The sequence below is a fragment of the Flavobacterium sp. WG21 genome (assembly GCF_000335775.1).
Lineage (GTDB): Bacteria > Bacteroidota > Bacteroidia > Flavobacteriales > Flavobacteriaceae > Flavobacterium > Flavobacterium tructae.
The window spans coordinates 42,444-66,648 of the sequence record NZ_AMYW01000027.1 but is presented as its reverse complement, the minus strand read 5'-3'; the positions used below and the strand labels follow the sequence as shown (position 1 = coordinate 66,648).

Below are 24,205 nucleotides of genomic sequence, written 5' to 3'. Positions count from 1 at the left end.
AAAACAATTAATCATGGCAACAACTTACAAAACACCCGGGGTATATGTGGAGGAAATCGTAAAATTCCCTCCTTCTGTTGCCCAGGTAGAAACAGCAATTCCCGCTTTTATTGGCTATACTGAAAAAGCTACAAACAAGATTAATGGAGATTTGAAATTAAAGCCAACCCGAATAACCTCTCTCTTAGAGTACGAACGTTTTTTCGGCTTTGCAAAACCGGAAACAACCATTAGTGTTACCATCAATGATGTTTCTACTGATAATGGTGACGTTAGATCTATTATTGTAGATCAGCCTACTTCAAAACAGCCCTTTTTGATGTATTATTCGCTGCAATTGTTTTTTGCAAATGGCGGTGGTCCTTGCTACATTGTTTCAGTAGGCCGTTATGGCAATGATTTAGACGATGCAGATTCTGCTGTTACTGCGATCAACAACAGTAATGCACTAAAAAGCGGATTAGCAGAAATCGAAAAAGTAGATGAACCGACTTTGTTATTGTTTCCGGACGCCACAAAAGTATCAGGAATCACGATTACGGATTACTATGGATTGTATAACGATGCGCTGACCCAATGCCAAAATCTTCAGGACAGATTTACGCTGATCGATACGCTGAATTATGATGAATCGAGCCCTACAGATACAAATATAGACGATTTAAGAAATAAAGTAAGTTCTGAAAAAGATACGATTAAATACGGAGCAGCCTATTATCCACATTTAGAAACCATACTTGATTATGCTTTTGATGCAAGTAAAATTGTCTTAAAACACTATTCTTATACGGCAAAAGCCTATGATCAAATAGCTGCGGGATTAGTACCAATTGAAGATCCTGCTACCGGAATTACGGCTACGGTAACCAAATTGGTAAGTGAACCAGTAGCTGGCGATATTGCCGGACAAATTAGTGATCTGTTGTTACAGATGTACAGTGCCAATCCTACCGGTTTTGATTTAGGCGGAACCTTTGCGAGCAGCCCTGCCAAAAAAACGGCTTTCTTAAATAAACTGAACCCTTTACTGACTACTCTGGAAACTTTGTCCATATTAAAGAGTTCCTTAAATGATGAAGCCAATGCTGCCATCAGTACCATCTCAGACGAAGATCCGGGAATTGCAAACACCATCACGTCAAACCTGAATACTTTCAATTTAATTTTTACGGCTCCGGGTAAAATCGATGCTGTCTATAAAAATTTAAAAGCGTTAAAGAAAAAAATACAGGATGAAAACACAGATCCTAAACTGAAAAAAATTCTACTAACCGACACTTTAAATTTTGACACAGAATTAAAAAAACTGGTAACCTATACTCCACTGAATGCTCAAACGGGAATTACCGGATTGGTAAATAATTTTTCAGGTATTGCCGCTGCCCTTACTGCGCTTATAACCGCTATTAAATCAGTAAACGGAAAAGATTTAAATAATGGAGAATTAAACGGAAGAAAATTAAGTGCTCTGGAAGCAATTGACAACGCTACTTACAATAAAATCCTTACCGAAATTTACAACCTTCCTATAACACTTCCGCCAAGCTCTGCTATTGCAGGAATCTACGCCAGAGTTGACAAAGACAGAGGGGTTTGGAAAGCGCCTGCCAATGTAAGTCTGAACTATGTCATAAAACCTACTGTAAAAATTACCAACAACATTCAGGACGGTTTAAATGTTGATACTGTTGCCGGTAAATCAATCAATGCCATCAGAAGTTTCACCGGCAAAGGAACTTTGGTTTGGGGCTCCCGAACATTAGCCGGAAACGATAACGAATGGCGTTATGTACCGGTGAGACGTTTCTTTAATATGGCCGAAGAATCCATCAAAAAAGCGACCGAACAATTTGTATTTGAACCTAACGATGCCAACACCTGGATACGCGTGCGAGCCATGATAGAAAATTTCCTGATTCTGCAATGGAGAGCCGGAGCATTGGCCGGAGCTAAACCGGAACAGGCTTTTTATGTCAGAATCGGATTGGGACAAACCATGTCGGCTATAGACATTCTCGAAGGCCGCTTAATTGTCGAAATTGGAATGGCGGTAGTTCGTCCGGCGGAATTTATCATACTTCGCTTCTCTCACAAAATGCAGGAATCTTAACTAAACACTAACATTAAAAAATACAGATCATGAGCTATCCGCTATCAAAGTTTCATTTCTCAGTTGACTGGGGTGGAACAAAAATAGGATTTACAGAAGTTTCGGGATTAGATGTCGAAACTGAGGTTATTGAATACCGTCACGGAGCAAGTCCTGAATACAGTAAGATCAAAATGCCGGGCATGCAAAAATTCTCTAACATCACACTGAAAAGAGGAACCTTTAAAAGTGATAATGAGTATTATGCCTGGTGGAATACGGTAAAACTAAACACCATAGAAAGAAGGGATATTACCATCAAATTACTGGACGAAGAACACAATCCTGTGGCCATCTGGAAAGTAAAAAATGCATGGCCTACCAAAATTCAATCTACTGATTTAAAAGCCGACGGAAACGAAGTCGCTATCGAATCTATGGAATTGGTTCACGAAGGTTTATCGATTCAAAATGACTAATCATGGCTAATTATTATCCACCTGTCGGTTTTCACTTTTTAGTAGAATTTCAAGGTCTTGGTACGAAAGAAAAAGACCATCAGTTCCAATCGGTTTCCGGCTTGTCTGTTGATATCGAGACAGAAGAAATTGCCGAGGGTGGAGAAAACAGATTCAAACACAAACTCCCGGTAAAGACAAAATATCCAAACCTGACTTTAAAGAGAGGAATATTGATTGATTCTGATGTTATTGACTGGTGCAGAAAAGCTATTGAAAATTTTTCTTTTGAACCCGTAAACCTGACTGTCAAACTACTCAACCAGGAGCATCAGCCTTTGGTTTCCTGGAATGTGGTTCACGCCTACCCTGTAAAATGGTCGGTTGAAGACTTTAATGCCGAAGAAAGCAAGCTCGTCGTCGAAAACATTGAGCTTACTTATAATTATTTCACCCTAATGAAAAGTTAGTTATGCCAATAGAAATAAAAGAGCTTAACATTAAAATAAATGTGAGCGAAGGATCGAAACCGGCTGCTTCTCCAAATTCTCCGAAAAGTAAAGGAGAAGAGCCCGTTGCCGAATGCGTAGATCAGGTAATGAAAATTATCGAACGTAAAAAAGAACGTTAATCATGGCTGGAGAATTAGAAAAACTAAAAATCGTAGCTTATAGTGACCCGCAGTTTAATAACAAAATTGCCGACGGTAAGTTTTCTACGCTTATGAATCCGGAGAAATATACCTATCACTATAAAATTGAGACTGATGACACTCAGGCCTCAGGAACGAGTACGGTATCTCCTAAGTTCAACAAAAAACTACCGGAGAATCTGGAACTTGATTTTGTTTTCGACCGATCGGGAGTGATTAGCGGCTACAAAAGTTCGAGTAATGGCATTATAGACGACATTGAGAAGTTTAAAAAGGTCATTCTGGATTACAACGGTGACGAACACAAACCCAACTATCTCATGATTTCATGGGGAACCTTGCTTTTTAAAGGGGCTCTAACCGAAATGGAAATAGAATTCAAACTCTTTAATCCGGACGGAACTCCGATCAGAGCTATCGCAAAAGCGAAATTTCAGGGTTTTGTAGAAGACAACCTCAGAGCAGCCAGAGAAAATAATAAATCGCCGGATCTAACCCATTACAGAATTGTAAAAGAAGGCGATACTTTACCCTTGATGACCTATCATATTTACGGTGATTCTAAGTATTATCTCGAAGTTGCAAAAGTCAATAACATTATCAATTTCAGAAAATTAAAAACAGGGCAAAAACTATTTTTCCCACCCTTACAAAAACAATCCTGATGAACAACAGCGGAGTCATACAAACCAGTCAAAGTGCCGATTTAGTAACGTACAAAATTTTAATTGAAGGGGAAGAATTGTCTAAAACCTATCAGGTAAAAAGTATTGTAGTGCAAAATGAGGTGAACCGAATTCCTATGGCTCAAATTGTTCTCACAGACGGAGAAGCTTCTGAAAGAGATTTTAAACTGAGTAATGAGGATTTATTGATTCCGGGAAAAAAACTTGAAATCAATGCCGGTTATCACAATGATGAGGAGGCCATTTACAAAGGAATCATCATCAAGCATTCAATTAAAATAAAAAGCGGTGCTTCTTTGCTGATTATTGAATGTAAAGACGAAGCAGTAAAACTAACGATCGGCAGAAAGAGCAAGTATTTTTATGATGTAAAAGACAGTGATGCTTTTGAAGAAATTATAGGCACATACGGACTGGAAAAAGACGTTGAAGCTACTAATTTTAGTCATAAAGAACTGGTTCAGTACAATACTTCCGACTGGGATTTTATCGTTTCAAGAGCACAGGCTAACGGAAAACTTTGTTTTGTGGAAAACGGAAAAATCACCATCAGCAAACCTGATCTGAGTTCAGCAGCTGTCGAAACCATTACTTTCGGAGCAACTTTACTCGATTTTGATGCCGAAATTGATGCCCGAAATCAATTTGCCAAAGTGTCTTCGTACAGCTGGGATTATACCAATCAGGAATTAGTGGAAATTGAAGCCAGTGATCCCGGAGTAAGTCTCAATGGAAATTTATCGGCTTCTGATTTGTCCGAAACTATCGAACTGGAAAATTTGGAACTGCGTCACGGTGGTGCCATTACCGAAACAGAATTGCAGGATTGGGCAGACGCCAAATTACTGTTTCAGCAATTATCCAAAGTTCGCGGAAGAGTGAAATTTCAAGGAATTCCTGCCGTTAAGCCCAACACCATCATTACACTGGAAGGCGTTGGTGACCGATTCAACGGAAGCGCTTACATTACGGGAGTTTTTCACGAACTAACAGAGGGAAACTGGACCATCGATGCTCAATTTGGATTAAATCCGGAGTGGTTCTCTGAAACCTATGACATTCACACACCAACAGGTTCCGGAATCATGCCGGCCATAAAAGGACTTCATGCCGGAATCGTCACACAACTGGAAGGTGACCCCAATGGTGAAGACCGAATTCTGGTCAAAATTCCGATCATCAACAATGAAGAACAGGGTATTTGGTGCCGCGTAGCTTCGCCCGATGCAGGAGAAAACAGAGGTATTTTTTTCAGACCTGAAATAGAAGATGAAGTGATTATTGGTTTTGTCAACGAAGATCCAAACAACGCCATCGTTTTGGGCATGCTTCACAGCAGTGGAAAGCCTTCTCCGATTACAGCTTCAGACGATAATCACCAAAAAGGGATTGTAACCCGAAGTGAAATGAAGGTCATGTTTGATGACGAGAAAAAATCGATAGGAATTGAAACTCCGGCGGGCAAAAAAATAACACTCGACGAAGACCAGGGGGTAATTGTTATTGAAGATGAAAATTCGAATGTCATTACCATAGACAGTAATGGTATAAAAATGGAAAGTGCCGGAAACATTGAGATAGTCGCATCAGGTGACGTTAAAATTGAAGGAACCAACGTTTCCTTAAAAGCCAAAGCACAGTTTAAAGCCGAAGGAAGTGCGGGAGCTGAAATGTCCTCAAGCGCAGTGGCTATTGTAAAAGGAAGTATCGTACAAATAAATTAAAATTATGGGAGCACCAGCCGCCAGAATTACAGATATGCATGTTTGCCCAATGGTTACCGGAACCGTTCCGCATGTGGGAGGGCCAATTTTACCTGCCGGTTCGCCAACCGTATTAATTGGAGGAGTTCCAGCCGCATGTGTTGGAGATATGGCTACCTGCACGGGACCTCCTGATACCATCGCCGCAGGTTCGGCAACCGTTTTAATTGGAGGAAAACCCGCAGCACGTATGGGGGATTCAACCGCACATGGAGGCACAATAGTAGCCGGATTAGCAACCGTTTTAATTGGTTAATTATGGAAACAGATCAAGCTTTTTTAGGAACCGGATGGAGTTTTCCTCCCGAATTTAAGAAAACAACCAGAGCTACTGTAATGATTTCTGATGAAGAAGACATTAAAAGCAGTCTGGAGATTCTATTGTCAACCAAAATAGGAGAACGTATTATGGTCCCTAAATACGGCTGTAATATAGACGAACTTCTTTTTGAACCGTTAACCACAACCTTAAAAACGTATGTGTCTGAACTCATCAGAACCGCCATTTTATACCATGAACCGCGAATTGATGTGGAGAAAATCGACATCAGTCAGGGAGATGATTTAAATGGGGAATTGTTAGTGGCTTTAGATTACAGAATAAGAGCAACCAATTCCAGAACTAATATGGTATATCCTTTCTACAAACAAGAAGGAACTAATATTTAATACCGATTGTATATTCAATATAGTCCAATTGTATTGGACTAAAAGATAAGTAAAATTGATATAAAAAGCATTATGTGTAACAACAGCGACCATACCAACGATACCTTATTTAAAAGAAATGGCACAGATCAGGGCGACCGCGTGAATAGTATTCTCGATCCCCACAATTTGGAACTCCATGACTTTGATAAGGAAGACTGGTTTCTTTTTACCTATAATTTTGCCAAACAGGTTAACTTTTTTGACACCACCAACAGCAAAAAAGCTTCCGGAAACTGGCAGGAAATTTTTGATCATTTTGGCTATTCGAAAAAAGACATTCCAAACAGAAAAGACAAAGATTATACGCTTCTGAAACAAAGTATTTCGGAAACACTTCGGGATATTGAATTCGAAGGCACGTTAACGCCTCACATGACCCTTTTTATCTGTTTCCTGAAATTATTGGAACTGTCTAAAGAGCGCTTTAATAAAATTACCAAAAAACATCTCGATTTCTTTTATAAGGATATTTTACAAATCGAAAAACTCGCTGCAAAACCGGATCAGGTACATGTTATTTTCGAGCTGGCTAAAAAAAGTACCGAAGAACGAATCGAAGCGCAAACACAATTGGATGCCGGAAAAGATGCTTTAGGCAACAAACTTATCTATAAAACAACCGAAGAATTAGTTGCCAACAAAGCTCAAATTACAGCGCTTAAGAGTGTTTATAATGATACTACCCTAGGGGAGATAAAATGCAGTCAGGTGGCCAACTCTCTTGATGGAAAGGGAGAAAGTCTTAAGGAAGGATCAAAGTACTGGTTGCCATTTGGATATACTTCTAATGAAGAAAAATATACTGAACTGGAAGCCGCCCGACTTGGCTTTACCATAGCTTCACCCTTATTGCAATTAAAAGAGGGCGAAAGAAATATTGATATTACTATTACTTTCAATGAAGCTTTTACTTTTGATACCGAACCATTTAAGGAACCCATTACCGTCAATGATCTTGTTGATAATATCAGCATTTTCTGCAGTGGTGAAAAAGAATGGCTTGGTCCTTTTAAACTTATAGGAACAGCTGCCACTTCAGGTATTGTGGAAAAGCAATTGCGATTGGTCTTTCAAATTTCAAAAGATACCCCCTCTGTTGTAAACTATAATCAAAAGAAATTAGGAGAACATTTCTCTACAACAGAACCTGTTATCCGATTCTTAATTCGTACAGAAGACAAAAAAGGACATTATTTATTTAGAAATCTGGTGACCAAAACCATCAGCAGCATCGGTGTTAAAGTAGACGTAAAAGATGTAAAATCATTATTACTGGAAAGCGATACCGGTTTACTAAATGCCGAAAAACCTTTCTATCCTTTTACCACGCAGCCTACCAGCGGTTCGTCATTTCTTATTGATTATCCGGAAATGTTTTCAAAAAAATGGAAGAATATCAACGTCTCTATAAAATGGAAAAACACCCCCAAATCTTTTAAAACGCATTATCAGGCCTACAAAAAGAAATATCAGGATACGACGATAAGCCAGACTCTTTTCTTTAATGGAATGTTTCTGAAAGAAATTATAAAAGACAAAGCCGTAAATCAGCCCGAAGACCCTCAGCCTAAAGCAGATGCTGTTGCCATAAATATTCCGGAAAAAAGCAAATTAATTCTTAACACAGTCGACACCGATCTTATTGTAGACTCCGATGCTTATTTTAAAGGTAATGTGTCCCTCTTAAATAAAGAAAACTGGGAAACCAAAATTACAGACACTACTTTGTTTACGCTAAAAGACGGGGTTTATGTAACCGAATTTCCTTTAGCAGGAGACGGTTACGACATTGACAAGAGCGGCCCGATCCGATTGACTCTAAACCAATCGTTGCTGCACTCTTTGTACCCAAAAATATATACGCTCGCCATTATGAGTAAAATTGCGGATACCCTGATTCCGAATGAAGCTTATACGCCATTTGTCGAAACCATTAGTTTAGATTATACGGCGGAGGAAACGGTCAATTTTACCCATCAAACCGAAGTCGAATACCAGGCAGAACGAATCCGATTGTTTCATGAAGCTCCATTTGGACAGAGTGAAGAACATTCTTATTTAAAAAATGTTGCCAGACAAAAAGGGGTTTTGGATGCTAATAGCGCTCTTACAAGCCGTCTCGTTCCTGATTATTGCAAAGGAGGCGAATTTTACATCGGTCTTGAGGAAGCCGAAACTTTACAGCAGGTTGCTTTATTGGTTCAGATACTTGAAGGAAGCGAAAATCCACAGGTGGACTCTTTTGTCGGTAGACAAAAAATAGAATGGTTTATTCTTTGTGACAATCAATGGAAAAATATTGAGAATGAAATTTTAGCCAATTCTACCGATAATTTTTTAAAGTCGGGGATTCTGAAATTTGCAATTCCAAAACAAGCTACCAAAACAAACACCTTATTTCCGGACAACCTGATCTGGGTAAGAGGAAAAATGCATAAAGCTTATGATGCCGTCTGCAAAGTAATCGATATTAAAACACAAGTCGTTACAGCCGAATTTTACAACCACAATAACGAATTGTCTCATTTAGAAAAAGGATTGCCTGCTGAAACCATTTCTAAGCTCATTACCCGCATCACGCAGGTTAAAAGTGTCGCGCAGCCTTTTAATTCTTTTAACGGAAAAGCACAGGAATCAGACGAGACCTATTACAAACGGGTAAGTGAACGTCTTCGCCACAAAAACAGAGCAATAACGCTATGGGATTATGAGCATCTTATCCTTCAGGAGTTTCCGGAAGTTTTCAGAGTAAAATGCCTGAACCATACCAATAATGAAAAGGAATCCTTTCTTTCACCCGGAGATATTACTCTTATAGTGGTCCCGGATATTATAAACAAAAATGTATTTGATCTTTATGAGCCGAGAGTAAATACGGCTACCTTAAATAAAATTCGAAATTACATCAGCAATCTCAACAGTATGCATGTCGAAGTCGCTGTAATTAATCCGGAATACGAGAAAGTGATCATCAAACTCAATGTGCGGTTTTATGCCCAGTACGATGAGAACTTTTATAAAAAACAGCTCAATGAAGATATCACCAAATTCTTGTCGCCGTGGGCATTTGACACCACTCAGGACATCCTTTTTGGGATTGAATTACACAGAAGCACCATCATTGACTATATCGAAAAATTATACTATGTCGATTATTTAGCAGAGTTAGAAATGGCGAAGCTCAAAGACAATACCGAATCAGAAAATCCGAACGATATTACTTATCAGGCAACACTGGATTTCTTGCCGGTACTGTCACCGTCTAATCCAAAACGCATACTGGTATCGGTAAAAAATCATATCATTTCTACAAAAATCAACAGTTGTAAAGAACCTAATTTCCAATCCGAAGAGTCATGTCAATACTAAATCCACATAATACAATTCCTAAAAAGGTTGCGACCGAAGATGACCTGGATTTTTTCTATCTCAGAAAAAAAGGCATTGAGTATATCGAACAGCTGGGTGGCAAATTATGGACTGATTTTAATTCGCATGATCCCGGTATCACGATGCTGGAAATGCTTTGTTATGCTATAACCGACCTCGGCATGAGAACCGATTTGCCGATCGAAAACCTCCTTGCTTCTGACGTAAAAGAAAAAGATATTCCCAACCAGTTTTTTAAGGCTTCGGAAGTATTGACTACAAGTCCCGTAACTGCACTGGATTACAGAAAACTGTTTATCGATATTGACGGCGTTAAAAATTGTTGGCCGGCCAAACACTACAAAACCGTTTACGTGAATTGTAAAGACGAGCAATTATCTTATAATTATCAGGATTTTAGCGAACTCCCAAGCCGCCTTAAAAAACAATTTCAGCTCAAAGGTTTATACGATCTTTATGTTGATTTTGAGAGCAATAAACTTTCTGACATTAACAGCGTCAAAGACCTCATCAGAAAAAAATTCCATGCCAACAGAAACCTGTGTGAAGATCTGATTAACATTATAAAAGTCGATGAATATCCTATAAAAATATGTGCCAGTATTGAGATCGATACTCAAGCCGACGAAGAAATGGTTCATGCCCTGGTGTTAACCGCATTGGATGGTTATTTATCGACCACCGTTAATTTTTATTCGGTTAAGCAAATGCTCGATAAGGGATACACCTCCTTAGAAATTTTTGACGGGCCGGTTTTGGAACATGGTTTTATTGATACCAAAGAATTAATCGAAGCCGAATTGACCAGTGAGGTGCGATTATCGGATATTATCAAACTGATTATGAATGTACCCGGAGTGCTGACCATCAAAGATATTTCTCTTGGGAATTGCGGCGATGATGAAGCGGTGGCGAATCAGTGGCTGCTTTGCCTCAAAGAATACCAAAAACCGGTAATCTGTAATAAAAGTGTTTTCAACTACAATAAAGGCGTACTACCTCTGAACATCAATAAAACTCAGGTGGATCTTTATCTGAAGGAAATTAATGACGTAAAAGACAAAGCGACCGAGTATTCCAGCCATCACAAAGAACTGAAAATACCAAAAGGCACTTATTTAAACCCAAACAGTTATACCACCATACAAAACGATTTTCCGGATACGTATGGTATCGGAGAAGTTGGTTTACCGTCAGGAGCCACAGTCGCCCGACAATCGCAGGCCAAACAGCTTAAAGCCTATCTATTATTCTTCGATCAGATTCTGGCCAGTTATTTTAAACATTTGGGAAAAGTCAACGAGATACTTTCGGTAAGCGGCAATCTCACTAAAACATTTTTTACCCAGGCGGTAAAAGACATTAAAGGCTTTAGCGAACTGGTAGAGGGCTATCCTGAAAACAATGATGATTATCTGACCGAAATTCTTTTTAAAGAGCTGGACAACAATATTGAAAGACGAAATTCTATTCTGGATCATCTTTTAGGGCGATTTGCAGAACGTTTCTCTGAATATGTTTTCATTAACAAAAGTATCTATGGCAGTGCTACGGATGAAGTGGTGCTGAAAAACAAAGAAGACTTTTTGAAAGATTATAAAATCGTAAGCAAAAACCGCGGCAGTTCTTTTAACTATTACCGACAACCCAACAGTAATCTGTGGGATACTGATAATGTCTCGGGGGTAAAAAAGAGAATTGCAAGGCTTTTGGGGATTAAAAACTACAACAGAAGACATCTTTCGGATTCCTTTGTTGATCTCTATCATTTTATTGATTCAGACAATCAACTGGTATACCGATGGAGAATCAGGGATGATAAAAACAAAATCGTACTCTCTGCCACAACAGAGTATTACGACACCTCTATTGCCAATCGGGAAATGTATTTTGCTATTTTACAAATCATTCAAACCCGCGAATACAATGTCGAAGAGGCTTTTAAAAAAGGCATCACAGATCCGCAGGTCATCGATAACATCCAGATACACCGGTCTCCTTCCGGAAAGTATTCGTATGACATCATTAATCCGTTAATTACGGATGTGAACAATAAGGACCGTATCATTGCCAAAAGGTACACTTACTACAGTTCTTTGGCTAAAGTAAAGCAGTCTATTCTTGATTTGATTCATTTTATGAAAGAAGTGTTTACCGAGGAAGGTTTATTTATTGTCGAACACATGATGCTTCGCCCGGATGTGAACCAAACTATTGTGGATTCGGCAACATTTTTACCGATCTGTACTGATGAGTGCAAGAGCTGTGAGCCTTTGGACCCTTACTCCTATCGCGTAAGTATTATTTTGCCCGGATATACTTTGCGTTTTGCCAACATCGATTTCAGAAATTATATCGAAAAAGTAATTAAGGAAGAATTACCGGCGCATGTTCTGGCAAAAATCTGCTGGATCGGACATCGGAAAAATGAAATTCAAAATCCGGCAGAAAACGAACTTTTGCGGTTTGAGAACTCTTACAAGGATTATTTATTTGCCAAAACCTTATTGAATCAGAATCAGCCGGAAACAGACCTGATAAAGCTTATCACATCTCTATCGAACCTCAGCAATTTATATCCTACAGGAAGATTATTTGACTGCAACGACGAAAACGAAAATCAATTCGAGAAAATAATACTGGGAAAAACAAATTTAGGATCACTATAAATACCATTCAAAATGTTAGTAAAACTTTCAACCATAACAACGCTGTACCGAAGATTCACTAAAAATCAGGTACTAACAGAAGGACATCTTAACGAGATTGTAGATTATTTTGATGATCAGGATCGTATTTCCAGAATTGGTCTTAGTGGTGTCGGCATCATTTGCGGATTTAAGGTTTCGTACAGCCCCGTTTCAAAAGACATTACCATAACACAAGGCAGCGGTATCACAACCGACGGTGACCTTATACAGTTGTACAAGTCTACTCCAAACGGCGGAAAAATTATTGATTTTGAAAGTAAACAATACACGCATTATAAAGTATACGACAACAAAAAAGCGGCTTACAAACCTTATTTTTACGATGGTTCAAAACAGCTTGATATCTTCGAACTTTTAACTGCCGAACAGCAGCTTACCGAAAGTGCCAATACTTATCCGATACATTATCTTAAAAAAAATACCGGATTAGAGGTAACCGATGCTGTCGTTCTTTTGTATATCGAATCTTATGAAAAAGATTCCGATCTCTGTGTCAGTCTCTCCTGCGACAATCAGGGACTGGAAATCATCGGCAATCACAAAGCCTTATTGGTAAGCAAAACCGTTGCGGCGCAGATAAACACTCATGATAAGATCATTAGCAAAATCAAATTCTCTAACCTGTATTACAAACTTCCGGAACTGGTTTCTAACCGCATTGTATTACAACCCGAAGATTTTAGCAGTTATTATGAAATCAAAAGAAAATTCACCAATGGTCTGTTCCGAAACAATGTAGTGGCCAGACTGCAAGACGGTTTTGAGATCCTATTGACCCCATTAAAAATGCCAACTATATTGGATTCTATAAAAAAGAATCTGGCTTCTCTGTACAGTTTTGATGAAAAAAATGTCCCACCTGATTTTCAGTATCGATACGATCTGCTCAACGATTTAATTGATACTTACAATGAAATCAGACTTTTATTGTCCAATATGGACTATGATTTTTGCTTTCCGGACATCAAATCATTTCCCAAACACTTAATGCTGGGAGAAGTGCAAAAAAGCGGCCCTTGTTTTGAATACCGACATTCTTTTTACAAATCACCGCTGCTCACGGGACAGAACCTTAGTACCTGTAACGATTGTCTGCCTTTCGATACGCTTAACGAACCTGGCAAGAAAGACACCATTAACGAATTTATTGTTGATTTAGAAGGTAAAGAAATTACAATCTGTTATGGGAAAAATACAGATTTACAGCAATTGTACAGTCTGATAAAACGCTGCGTACAATTATTAGCGAATTACAATGTAAACTATACTTATATCAAAATCACTCCTAGTTTTGAATTGGGTTCGCTTGGTAAAAAAGCAATTCCATTTTACAATAATGTGGGCGATCATCTTATTGAGCTTTGGGATTACGAAAAAACCACTATCGGACAACAACGCAATAACAGAAGTTATCACGATAACTTATTGAATACAAAATGGCCTAACGAAATGGTCTCAGATCACAACTTCTACAGAATCGAAGGCCATCAGGGTACAGACTATAAAAAAGCACTAAAAACGATTCAGGCCATCAGACGTCAGTACGGTTTAGGATTCAATGTTGTTGTACTTGGAGTAAAAGCCCATGACGCAAAAAAAATAGTTGAAAATTATACCTCCTACTATCTGAACAAAAATCACGGATACGAGCACAAATCAGGTGTGGCACCGGGCGGCACATTTGTCATGATTTATATTGAAGGTGAGTACAGTCAATATCCTTATTATTACGGCTATGGTTATCCGTACGAATATCCGCGAGGAAATTCTCTCGCAGGTGATTTTGAAAAAGAAGGCGATAAAAAAGAACCCGGAGAATCTATCGTGCTAAATCCGGTGATAGCCGACTTTACCTTGCCGTATTTATGCTGCGATGATAATTTCATCACCCTGTCTTTACCTGTAAACCATATCTGCTTTGATGAAACAACCCCTTACTTCCCCTTTCACGTAACACCAACCGGAGGTTTTGTAAAAGCCGATGTAGACGAAGATTTGAATGGCGGAGTAACCAAAAATCAGTATGGAGAATTTGTTTTTGATCCAAAATTGGTCAGTGAAGAACTCATCGGAAAACCGATAACTTTTACGGTGAATAATTTTGAAACCAACTGCCAAATAACCATTTTCAGAAAACCAAAATTTGATTTCACTTTTGTCTTCCCGAAATCGCTTAATAAGGATGGAGTTGTGGTTGATTTTAGTATTAGCGGTGAGAATCAGAAAGACATGAAATATGTTTGGGATTTTGGTGATGGCAGTGAACCTGTTGCCACTACTGAAGCAAAAATTCAACATATTTATGCCTATGAGGTACCCGCCAAAGAAAGCTATAGTTTTCAGGTAAAAGTTACAGGTGAAAACGGAAACTGTAATGCTCAGGCACAGCATCCGGTGACTTTTGAAGTGCCTGTAGTTGTAGGTATCGACACCAGAAACATCTGCAGAAACGACCTTAAACCACATGTTTTAACTATTGAACCAAATAGCAAAAAAACGGTCTTATCAGGCCCCGGAGTTTCCCAGAATGATGCCGGTCAATACATTTTTATCGGCAATAATGTTCCTAAAGATGTAGATCAGGTGGTTATACTAATAAACGGTAAACCTTCGAACCTTACCATTCTAATGCAAAATCCGCCTGTAGCTTTATTTAGCTATGCAATCAGAAATAATCAGATTGCCTTTAGCAATAAATCTACGGATGCTCTAAAATACATCTGGAACATCGAAGAAGAGGTAATCGAAACCGATGCTACAGAAGCCATCATACGACCAACTTCACTGTACAAAAACGACGTGATCAAAGTGTCGCTTTCTGCACTCAACAAAAGATGCGGCGAATCTGTCGACGGTCCGAGAGATATCCGAATTCGTGAAAAACCGACTGAAAACCCCTGTCTGACTAATGCAGTAGAATTCGTCAAAAAAACGAACCTGACTTTTGAAAAAATCAACCAACAGCCTGAATTACAAAAATTCAGTAAAGAGACTCTTTCGCTGATTACTGAAATTCAGAAACAATTTGCAAGTGTTGAAAAAGAAACCAGTGCTTATATCAATGGAGATTTTAATACTGCATTACCCGAGATGTATAATGAGCTTGTATACCACAATTTATTACTGGGTTCAAAAAATGCAAGAATGGAAGAGGAAAAAACAGTACTGAGTTTCCTTACCGAAAGTCATATCTCGCTTTTCTATACCATCATAAAATGTCAGCCCGCAGAACTCATAAATAAATTCGAAAAACCATTTACAACCATTACGGCACGTATAGACAGCTTGTTACAAGGTTTTGTAAAAAATCAGTATAAGACCGATCCTAAAGGAACCTTAAAAGCTTTCTTAACCGATCAGAAGATTCCGTTTAAGGACATCAAATTTATTCTGGAAGCCATCGAATCACAACTAAAAAGTTTAAACTAAGTGCAGCACCTTGGAAGCCATATCATCAACAAGCTGTTTCTGGAGGTCAATACCCAATCTAAAGAGAAGGCGTATTACCTCAAAGACCATCTGGATACGTTTCTAAAAGAAGAACTCCTTCCTCTTTTAGAAACCTATTTTGATACGCTCCATACCCAAATACCGCTGTACAGTATTCAGATCGAAAAATTAGACCTGAACCTTTCTGTCGCTTCTGAACTTAATTTTAATGCCCTAAAACTGGAAATTTTAAATCAGATTCAAAAACAAATTGACGATCAGATTCAAAAAGGTTTTCCCGATACGGAGCGTTACAAATTAATGAACCGCGAAGAAAAAAACAGTGATGAATTCTTCATTTTTCTGGAAACGGGAACCAGTCCCTGGTGGGTGATTACCAGTGACAATAACTATGGTAACGGCAATGGTAAGAGCAATGTTAATGGTAATACTCCCCTTGGTCCGGAAGAGGACCCTCAATTACAAAAAAATATTGGAGACAAAACTTTCGGTTCAAAATTGCGAAATGCATTGAAAAACTCCCAAATCAGAACCCGTTTCATCAAACAATTATCAGACGCACAGATTTATGATATCCTTAAAAAAACACTTCTTTTAGCCGCTGATGATAAAGAAACAGCTACCAAAATAATTGAGAAGATCCATCGCAATATGCGCAAACTTGTTTCGAAATCGAAACAGGGCTTACATCAGCGCAATTTAATTTGGGAGATCGTCTTTTCGGAATTATTACAGCATGATGAGGCTCTGACAAAAGAAAAATTAGTGCAGCTAATTGCTTCTTTTGTTTCTATAACTCAGGAAAACCTGAAAATCATATTGGAACAAATCAGGCAAAATGTATCCGATAAATCAGTACTCTCCGTACTAAGCAATCTTGCTCCCGAAATAGCCGCTATAAAAACTCTTTCTGAACAAATCGCTTCCGAAATTCTTCCGGAAAGCGCTAAAGAAGAATTCTTAAAATTAAAATTTTCAGAAACTGACAGATCTCCTGAAGTTGCTAACAAACCTCAGCCTGATACTAAAATGGAAGCTCAAAATAGGGAAGCTCGAGATTTAGAATCTGGAAATAAGGAAAAGGAAAAAATTCATAAAGTTGGTGATCCTGATAAAAAGAAGAAAACCGAAGAAAATCGAAATCCTTCTTCAAAATCCCCGGAAACCGATGCTAAAGAAACGGCAGAGATCAATGCTCTTTTGAATCGTAACAAGGAAATCGAAGGTAAAAATGAAAAAACCAAAGATCTGGAAGACTGGCATTCGGCATTATTCCCTGCTGACGGAGCAACTTCAGATGTTCCTTCTTCACACTATGTAAACAATGCGGGACTAATACTGGTGCATCCTTTTTTGAAACATCTTTTCGGAAATTGCGGTTTACTCCGTAAAGACAATACGATCAACGATCCCGAAACTGCCGCCCATCTGCTACATTATATCGCGACAGACCGGGAGCAGGATTACGAATCTCAAATGCTGTTCGAAAAAGTGTTGTGCAACACCCCCATAAACCGACCTATAAACCGAAACATTATACTCTCGGAAGAGTTAAAAGATCAAGGCAAAGAAATGCTGCAAGCCGTTTTAGACAACTGGCCGATTATGAAAAATTCTTCTATAGCCCTATTACAAAATGAGTATTTACAAAGACCCGGCAAAATAATTCTTAGCGAAGACAACCCCAAAGTCATTGTCGAAAGAAAAACACAGGACATTTTGTTAGATAAAATTAACTGGAATCTGGGAATTGTAAAACTCGCATGGAAAGACAAGATCATTTTTGTGGACTGGTAATACGATATAAAACATGGAAACCGAAAAAAACACATTTCTAAAAGAGGATGAACAAAATATTTTCTACGAGCAAAAACAAGCTCTCAAAAATATTTTTAAGAACCTCGATATTACAAAGATTGCCTTTGTAGGCGGAATTGCGGATTACATTAACCTCCGTGCTTATTATGATATGCCCATAAATGATATTGATATTATTTATGAAAATGAAGACGATTTATCACTCATTAAAGAAAGTGAAGTGATCACCCGTTTTTTCAACCGCTTTTATGATCTGCAGGGAGAAGTTTTGGTTTCAGAATACCAGATCAACGATAAAAATGTCCATACGGATTATTACAAAAGAGATTTCTCTAAAATAGGCTTGACACAGTCCTATTTATTAGGCGAAATGGTATGGCATGCCACCTTTGATGAAATGAAAACATTTCATAATGACCAGATTCCGAAATTGACCTCAGAAGCAACAGGTGAAAAATACGAATGGAAAAGACTCTATAAACACAGTAAAAAAGCTTCGTTATACAACAACGTCTGCTATCTGGATGAAAAACAACAGCTGCAAACCTTAAGCGATATTTTATGGAAGAACCAAGAATAATATACAGCCTGAACGCTTTTCCTCTAATCAATAATCGTTGGCAAATGGGCAATAAACTTAAGGAAACCGTTTACATGACCGCTCTGAGTATTTTGTACAGTCATCTTTGGTACAAGGACATTGAGCTTTATGCAGACGAAACTGCCTATAATTTTTTGTATATGCTGCCCTGCAGAATCACAAAAATGGATCAGGAACACAATAAAGAATTGTGGATGAAATCAAAAATTCATGCCATCGAAAAACAAACCAAACCATTTGTTCACCTCGATACGGATGTATTTATAAAAAAGAAAATCAATTTCAATTTCGACTCCATTATTCTCGAACGCAGAGAATGCGGTTATGAAGCGCACTATAAAAAGCAAATCGATTTTTTTAATCAATACACACAAAATTTACCTTACTGGCATCCTGATTTAGGACTTTCCTACAGCTGTGGCATACTGGGATTTAATGACCTCACACTGCGCGATAAATTTATAAATGCCTATTATGATCTGGAAAAAATCTATACCACAAACCGTAAGGAATTTGAACCATTAAAGCAACAAGGTTTTGAGCCTTGTATTGTTATAGAACAATACAATCTGGCTTCTGTATTAGACTATAACAATATTACGCCTACCCTGCTTCTTAAAGGAAAAAATATAACAGAACAGAGTAAATATGCCAGTGAAATAAGCTACAGTCATCTCTTTGGTATTAAAAAGTACAAAAAAGACATTACGGAAGAAATTGAATATCGATTGTTTAAAATATTTCCATACTGGTACGCACAAATAAAGATCGAGCTCGAAAAACATCAGATCATACCAAAAGAAGAAATCAGCTCTCCAACGATGCTCGCATCGTAGCACCCTTTATTCCGGAAAATTGATCCCGCAAAGGGTAAGAAATATTTTTTTATTTCAAATAACAAAACAATGAAGTGATGAGAACGCTAGAAAATAAAAAGCCAATTGCTCAATCCTCCTCTTCTGCTTTTTTTTGGACCTAAAATCCAGAAAAAACTGAAAACCGGAACAGTCGGTGACCAGTTTGAGGTTGAGGCAGACCGGGTTGCCGATAAAGTAGTGAATAATAATTCGTCCGGAGGAAGTCTTCTGCAGTCGAAAGAAAACGTACAGCAAAAACCAATTGCAGAGACCATCTCTTCTGTTCAGAGTAAGGAAATCAAACAAGAGGAACCTGTACAGAAAAAATCCGATAAGAAAGAAGAAGAAAAACCAGTACAAAAGAAATCGGATAAGAAAGAGGAAGAAAAACCGGTACAAAAAAAATCAGATAAAAAAGAAGAGGAAAAGCCAGTACAGAAGAAATCCGACAAGAAGGAAGAAGAAAAACCGGTACAAAAGAAATGTGCCGATTGTGAAAACGAAGAAAAAGTACAGTCTAAAGAGCAAAAAGAAGAAGACAAGGCTGTACAAAAGAAAGAACAAAATCCCAATGCCGAAATCGAGAATAACGAACTCGAAGGAAAACTGGACCACTCAAAAGGCAGTGGAAACGACTTAGACAAAAAAACTAAAAAAGAAATGGAATCCGGTTTTGGTGCGGATTTCAGTGATGTAAAAATTCACACTGATACTAATGCTGTCCAAATGAGTCAGGAATTGGGAGCTCAGGCTTTCACCAACGGCAACGATGTCTATTTTAACAAAGGAAAATACAACCCCGATTCCCGGGAAGGAAAACATTTGCTGGCACATGAATTAACCCATACCATTCAGCAAACCGGAGCTGTACAAAAATCCGTCGAACCTTCTGCAACTGCAGCTGAAGATTTAGAATCTCCTCGGTTTAAAGGAGATTACAAGTTAGAGCAAACACACGATGATTTAGATTATCTCGCTACCGGATGTAAGGGAGAACCTGTACAAAAAGTACAATCGGGTTTAATGGATTTAGGTTATCAGCTTCCTAAATTCGGTGCTGATGGTGATTTTGGCAGTGAAACACGAGCAGCTGTATTTAAATTTCAATCCGATAATGGTCTGAGCTACGATGGAGTTGTTGGCGTACAAACCATTGGCCGTTTAGATGATATTTATGTTGGAAAAGGCTCAGGCCCGGGCAAAGACAAAAAGAAAAAACCACCAAAGAAAAAAGACAAAAAGACCTGCGATATAACGAATATATTTCATTTCTCCTCAGATCCAGTTCATATTGAAACATTAGAAACAGATGGTGCTTGTAAATCGTTTTCTATCTCATTAACAACGACAAAAAATAAAGGTGAGAACCCGTGTTCAGGTTACATAGTCGAAATTACTGATTCCGCAGGGACAAGTTTAATGGGACCAACTTCGTTCAAAATTGGCGGTACAGTTCCGATTAATTTCACCGCCCCAACAGCAGGCAAGTTCAGGATGATCATTGGAACTCCGGCTTCCTGTGGAGAGAATGCTTTTAAAGGTGTGGGATCAAAACACAGACATTAATAAAATCAAGTACCGTTAACGACACATGGGAGCTTTTAACCAAAAATCAAAATCCAATCCTTCCGGACCATCCGCCTTTAATTCAAGGCAGGGTGAGGATTTTTTTGGCGTACAGACCAAACTCAGTATCGGAAAATCGAATGACAAATATGAAGTTGAAGCCGATAAAGCTGCCGACCAAATCGTTTCGCAAAAACAAAATGCCAAATCGGAATCTTTTTTTAGTCCGTCTCCTGTAGTTCAAAAAAAATCCTTAGCAGAACGAAGTACACCTGTCACGCAATTAAAAACAGAACAGGAAGAAACACTTCAAAACAAAACGGAAACTGTTGTAGCCGAAACGCCTAAGGCAGTCGAAAAAAATCCGATTTCAAAACCACTGATTCAGCAGAAAAAAACCGAGGAGGAAGTTCAAACCAAAGAAGAGGAACAAGAAATCCAAAAAAGTGCTGAAACTGAAACAAGTCCAACAAATACGGCATCGCTGGAAAGCAAACTTCAGAGCAGTAAAGGCGGTGGTTCTCCCATGGCCAATGCCACTCAAAACCAAATGGAATCCGGTTTTGGAGCCAATTTCAGCAAGGTGAGAATCCACAATGATTCTAATGCTGTTCAAATGAACAAGGAATTAGGTTCTCAGGCTTTTGCCAATGGTAATGACGTCTATTTTAACGAAGGAAAATACAATCCCGATTCTCAGGACGGAAAACACCTGTTAGCACACGAGCTTACGCACACGATACAGCAAGGCAATAAACCCAACATTCAAAAACAAGATACGCCAAGCAATTTAGACAGTCTAAACGAAATGCTCGACAGTTTTAATGTTCCTGAAGATGAAGTCATTTTAATGTGTGCTCAGCTTAACGATACTGAAAAAGCAACTGTTTTAGGTAATAGCAGTTACAAAACCAGAATGGCTGCAGCACTTGATGTAGCCGAAATGATCAGGGCAGTTAATAATTTAGGAGCTCCTCTGAATACAAAACTGGAATGGGTAAATGCCGCCGCTACCTTTGGAACATTTTTCATGGCGTACAGTGAAATCAAAGGAATGGTAACCGCCGCCGATCAACCGCAAAGAGATGTTTTAAAAACCGATGTATGGAAAAGCTTTTTTGTTGGCGTTTGTACGAATGCCAATATGATTGAAGCTCTCGACGACTTACAATTTGATTTAATAACAAAATTAGTATGGCTTAAAGCAGAGATCTATTCAGCCAGTTGGTCAATCGTCTATTCAGAGATAAAACCCTGGATTACAAGCACCACGACTAACCAAACCGAAAGAGATGCCCTAAAAGTACATTCCGAGGTGGGCATGAATTTCTTTGTAGGCGTTTGCGACAATATCACTATGATTGAAGCCTTAAACGATCTGCAGTTTGATTTAGCTACTAAATTGACCTGGCTGAACGACGAAATGTTCACAACGAGATTCGAACTCGATTATGCTACTATAAAACCATGGATCATAAATTCCAGTACAGATCAGGCACAAAAAGACGCTTTAAAAACGCCTCTTTGGAAAACATTCTTCAGCGTAGTCTGTGATAATACCACTATACTCGAAGCAGTAACCGATCTCAATTTCGACATTGCCACACAATTAGAATGGATTACCGGTGAAGGTGTTGATTTTGTTCCAAGACTTACCTGGCTTCTCAATCACAGCACCGATTATGATGCCATTAGAAATGAAATACTAAGCGTTTCTAACGGTGACAGACAAGCTGCACTGGCAGATGCAAGCATCAGAAGTTTAATCAATTCGAAACTGACAGCTCCGGTTTCTGTTGCCGTTTTCTCTCATCTGCTATTAGGCTCAATGTATTGGAGAAACCCTCCAAATAATGATTTCTTTGCTTATTTTGTAAGGAATGGAGGTACAGGAACACTTCCGGCTGCTGCTACTATGAATTGCTGGGAAAGTATCATGTACGCTGCTTATCTCTCTAACAAAATTAGTGCTTCCTGGATTCAGAATTTTTATAATACTGCCTTCGGTGCCTCTGATCCCAATGTATTAATATGGAGTCAATTAGGTTGGAACAGCGGCCTGCCTGTCTATCCGGGTACGACGCCAAAAGTCGGGCAGTTAATTTTTTATACTGCATCCGGCGACCCTTACCCGGGACACGTTGCAATGGCAATCGACGGAACTCATGCCATCAGCCTCTGGTCAAAACCTAATAATAACTTTTTTATACAACGTGTCAATATTAACGTGTTTCCGGGAGTAATTCAAATTTCTAATCCTCCATGGTAAATTATACAATCCAATATGAAAAAGGCTTTATCTTTATTATTATTTTTAGTATTTACCAATTGTCAAAACGTTTCTAAAATGAATCCGGAAAACAAACACGACCTTACTTTTAAAATTGTCTATAAACAATCGATAGATTCCGTACCCGCTTTATCAAAGTATCCTGCAATCAGTAAAAACGGACACGAATATTCTCGTATAGACATCCCAAACCCTGAACTTTCATTTCCCAGAAAATATATGGAATTGTATGGAACTTCAGAGGCATTAATTGGTCGATATGTTTCTGAGAATGGCACACGGGACAATCATTTCTTCTCTGTCCTCAATGATTCTTTTAACTACCATTCCGATTCTGATGTTATTGATGTAGCTATTACTGCAAACGGAGACTTTCTGAAGTTAACTTCTGACTTCCTGTATATCGTAAAAAAAGATGCTGTAAAAATTCAGCATCCTTTAAAAGGAATGAAAATTATTCTCTCAGAAAACAAAGACATTTGGGTAATAGGAATCAGTAATGCGTGGCTGATTGAGGGTGATTATACAAAAGTCAAAGTCCTTGAATGGTTCGGTGGTATTCATACTGTTTCTTATCAAAATGCGCTCCATTGCATCGATAATTCTAAAAGTGTAATTGTTTCTTTAGACACAAAAGGTACTGTTACAAATGAAAAAGCAAAAGAAAACTTTGGTCCCTTTGAAAAACTCGTCGGCTTCTGGGGCAGCAAATACATCACGCTGGAAGGTGCTACTTTCAGATGGTACGAGAAAGCTGTTTTGAAGGGAAAAATAGCACTTCAATCTGCCGGTGTTTTAAATAATGGAGAGGTATTTATTTCTTATACCGAAAACAAAAAACCTACCTAAAAACCAATACCATAGCCAAAGAATGGAATGTTCCCGAAGATTCTAAAAGTTACATTCTGCCCATTGTTTTCGAAAAAGGAGATTCCTACTTCGGTTATCATTTGAACAGCTTTGGTGAATTCAGTAAAAAAGATCAAAAGACACAAGAAACAAACCATATCGACGAAAAGGTATATGAAAAAACCGTATTGCCTTATCGATGGAAAATTGGACAAAGCCGTTATTTCAATATTCCGAACTACAATAAGTTACTGGTATCCCTGGTTGGACCTAAAGAAATTATTTTAATGGAAATCCATAGTTCTTTTTAAATT

18 protein-coding genes are annotated in these 24,205 nt (G+C 38.4%); all 18 read left to right on the top strand.

Annotated elements, in window-relative coordinates; translation table 11 throughout:
* Positions 1-13 precede the first annotated feature (13 nt).
* The 18 genes from C245_RS0117300 (at position 14) to C245_RS0117210 (ending at position 24,202) form a co-directional block, all read left to right on the top strand.
* Entirely contained in the window at positions 14-2,110 is a 2,097-nt protein-coding gene (locus C245_RS0117300) for a phage tail sheath C-terminal domain-containing protein (protein WP_017497869.1), read from the top strand.
* 29 nt (positions 2,111-2,139) lie between these two features.
* Positions 2,140-2,568, top strand: coding sequence for a phage tail protein (locus tag C245_RS0117295; protein ID WP_017497868.1), 429 nt, complete (start codon positions 2,140-2,142; stop codon positions 2,566-2,568).
* Between the two features lie 2 nt (positions 2,569-2,570).
* Positions 2,571-3,017 (top strand): phage tail protein, encoded by a 447-nt coding sequence (locus C245_RS0117290; protein WP_017497867.1) that lies wholly within the window; start codon positions 2,571-2,573, stop codon positions 3,015-3,017.
* Positions 3,018-3,019: 2 nt separating this feature from the next.
* Positions 3,020-3,178: a DUF5908 family protein gene (locus C245_RS24415; protein ID WP_017497866.1), complete on the top strand. Its 159-nt coding sequence runs from the start codon at positions 3,020-3,022 to the stop codon at positions 3,176-3,178.
* 2 nt (positions 3,179-3,180) lie between these two features.
* Positions 3,181-3,864, top strand: coding sequence for a hypothetical protein (locus C245_RS0117280; RefSeq protein WP_017497865.1), 684 nt, complete (start codon positions 3,181-3,183; stop codon positions 3,862-3,864).
* The gene (vgrG, locus tag C245_RS0117275; RefSeq protein WP_017497864.1) at positions 3,864-5,609 is read left to right on the top strand and encodes a type VI secretion system tip protein VgrG; all 1,746 of its coding nucleotides are present in this window, start codon (positions 3,864-3,866) and stop codon (positions 5,607-5,609) included. The genes C245_RS0117280 and vgrG overlap by 1 nt, the downstream gene beginning before the upstream one ends.
* Positions 5,610-5,613: 4 nt before the next feature.
* Positions 5,614-5,904, top strand: coding sequence for a PAAR domain-containing protein (locus C245_RS0117270; RefSeq protein ID WP_017497863.1), 291 nt, complete (start codon positions 5,614-5,616; stop codon positions 5,902-5,904).
* 2 nt (positions 5,905-5,906) lie between these two features.
* On the top strand, positions 5,907-6,317 hold the full coding sequence (locus C245_RS0117265; protein ID WP_017497862.1) for a GPW/gp25 family protein: 411 nt from the start codon (positions 5,907-5,909) through the stop codon (positions 6,315-6,317).
* Positions 6,318-6,389: 72 nt separating this feature from the next.
* Positions 6,390-9,728 carry a baseplate J/gp47 family protein gene (locus tag C245_RS0117260; protein WP_017497861.1) on the top strand — a complete coding sequence of 1,113 codons (3,339 nt, stop codon included), beginning with the start codon at positions 6,390-6,392 and terminating at the stop codon, positions 9,726-9,728.
* Positions 9,716-12,418 carry a hypothetical protein gene (locus C245_RS0117255; protein WP_017497860.1) on the top strand — a complete coding sequence of 901 codons (2,703 nt, stop codon included), beginning with the start codon at positions 9,716-9,718 and terminating at the stop codon, positions 12,416-12,418. The genes C245_RS0117260 and C245_RS0117255 overlap by 13 nt, the downstream gene beginning before the upstream one ends.
* Positions 12,419-12,430: 12 nt before the next feature.
* Positions 12,431-15,889, top strand: coding sequence for a PKD domain-containing protein (locus C245_RS0117250; RefSeq protein ID WP_017497859.1), 3,459 nt, complete (start codon positions 12,431-12,433; stop codon positions 15,887-15,889).
* Positions 15,890-17,707, top strand: coding sequence for a contractile injection system tape measure protein (locus C245_RS0117245; protein ID WP_017497858.1), 1,818 nt, complete (start codon positions 15,890-15,892; stop codon positions 17,705-17,707).
* A 13-nt stretch (positions 17,708-17,720) separates the two neighbouring features.
* Positions 17,721-18,308 carry a hypothetical protein gene (locus tag C245_RS0117240; protein WP_017497857.1) on the top strand — a complete coding sequence of 196 codons (588 nt, stop codon included), beginning with the start codon at positions 17,721-17,723 and terminating at the stop codon, positions 18,306-18,308.
* Complete coding sequence (locus C245_RS0117235) at positions 18,290-19,165, top strand: DUF6734 family protein (RefSeq protein WP_017497856.1); 876 nt, start codon at positions 18,290-18,292, stop codon at positions 19,163-19,165. The genes C245_RS0117240 and C245_RS0117235 overlap by 19 nt, the downstream gene beginning before the upstream one ends.
* 105 nt (positions 19,166-19,270) lie before the next feature.
* Positions 19,271-20,752 (top strand): DUF4157 domain-containing protein, encoded by a 1,482-nt coding sequence (locus C245_RS0117230; RefSeq protein ID WP_020480218.1) that lies wholly within the window; start codon positions 19,271-19,273, stop codon positions 20,750-20,752.
* A 25-nt stretch (positions 20,753-20,777) separates the two neighbouring features.
* Positions 20,778-23,021 carry a DUF4157 domain-containing protein gene (locus C245_RS23775; RefSeq protein ID WP_017497853.1) on the top strand — a complete coding sequence of 748 codons (2,244 nt, stop codon included), beginning with the start codon at positions 20,778-20,780 and terminating at the stop codon, positions 23,019-23,021.
* Positions 23,022-23,036: 15 nt separating this feature from the next.
* Positions 23,037-23,891 carry a hypothetical protein gene (locus C245_RS0117220; protein WP_017497852.1) on the top strand — a complete coding sequence of 285 codons (855 nt, stop codon included), beginning with the start codon at positions 23,037-23,039 and terminating at the stop codon, positions 23,889-23,891.
* Positions 23,892-23,992: 101 nt separating this feature from the next.
* On the top strand, positions 23,993-24,202 hold the full coding sequence (locus tag C245_RS0117210; protein ID WP_017497850.1) for a hypothetical protein: 210 nt from the start codon (positions 23,993-23,995) through the stop codon (positions 24,200-24,202).
* Positions 24,203-24,205: the final 3 nt, after the last annotated feature.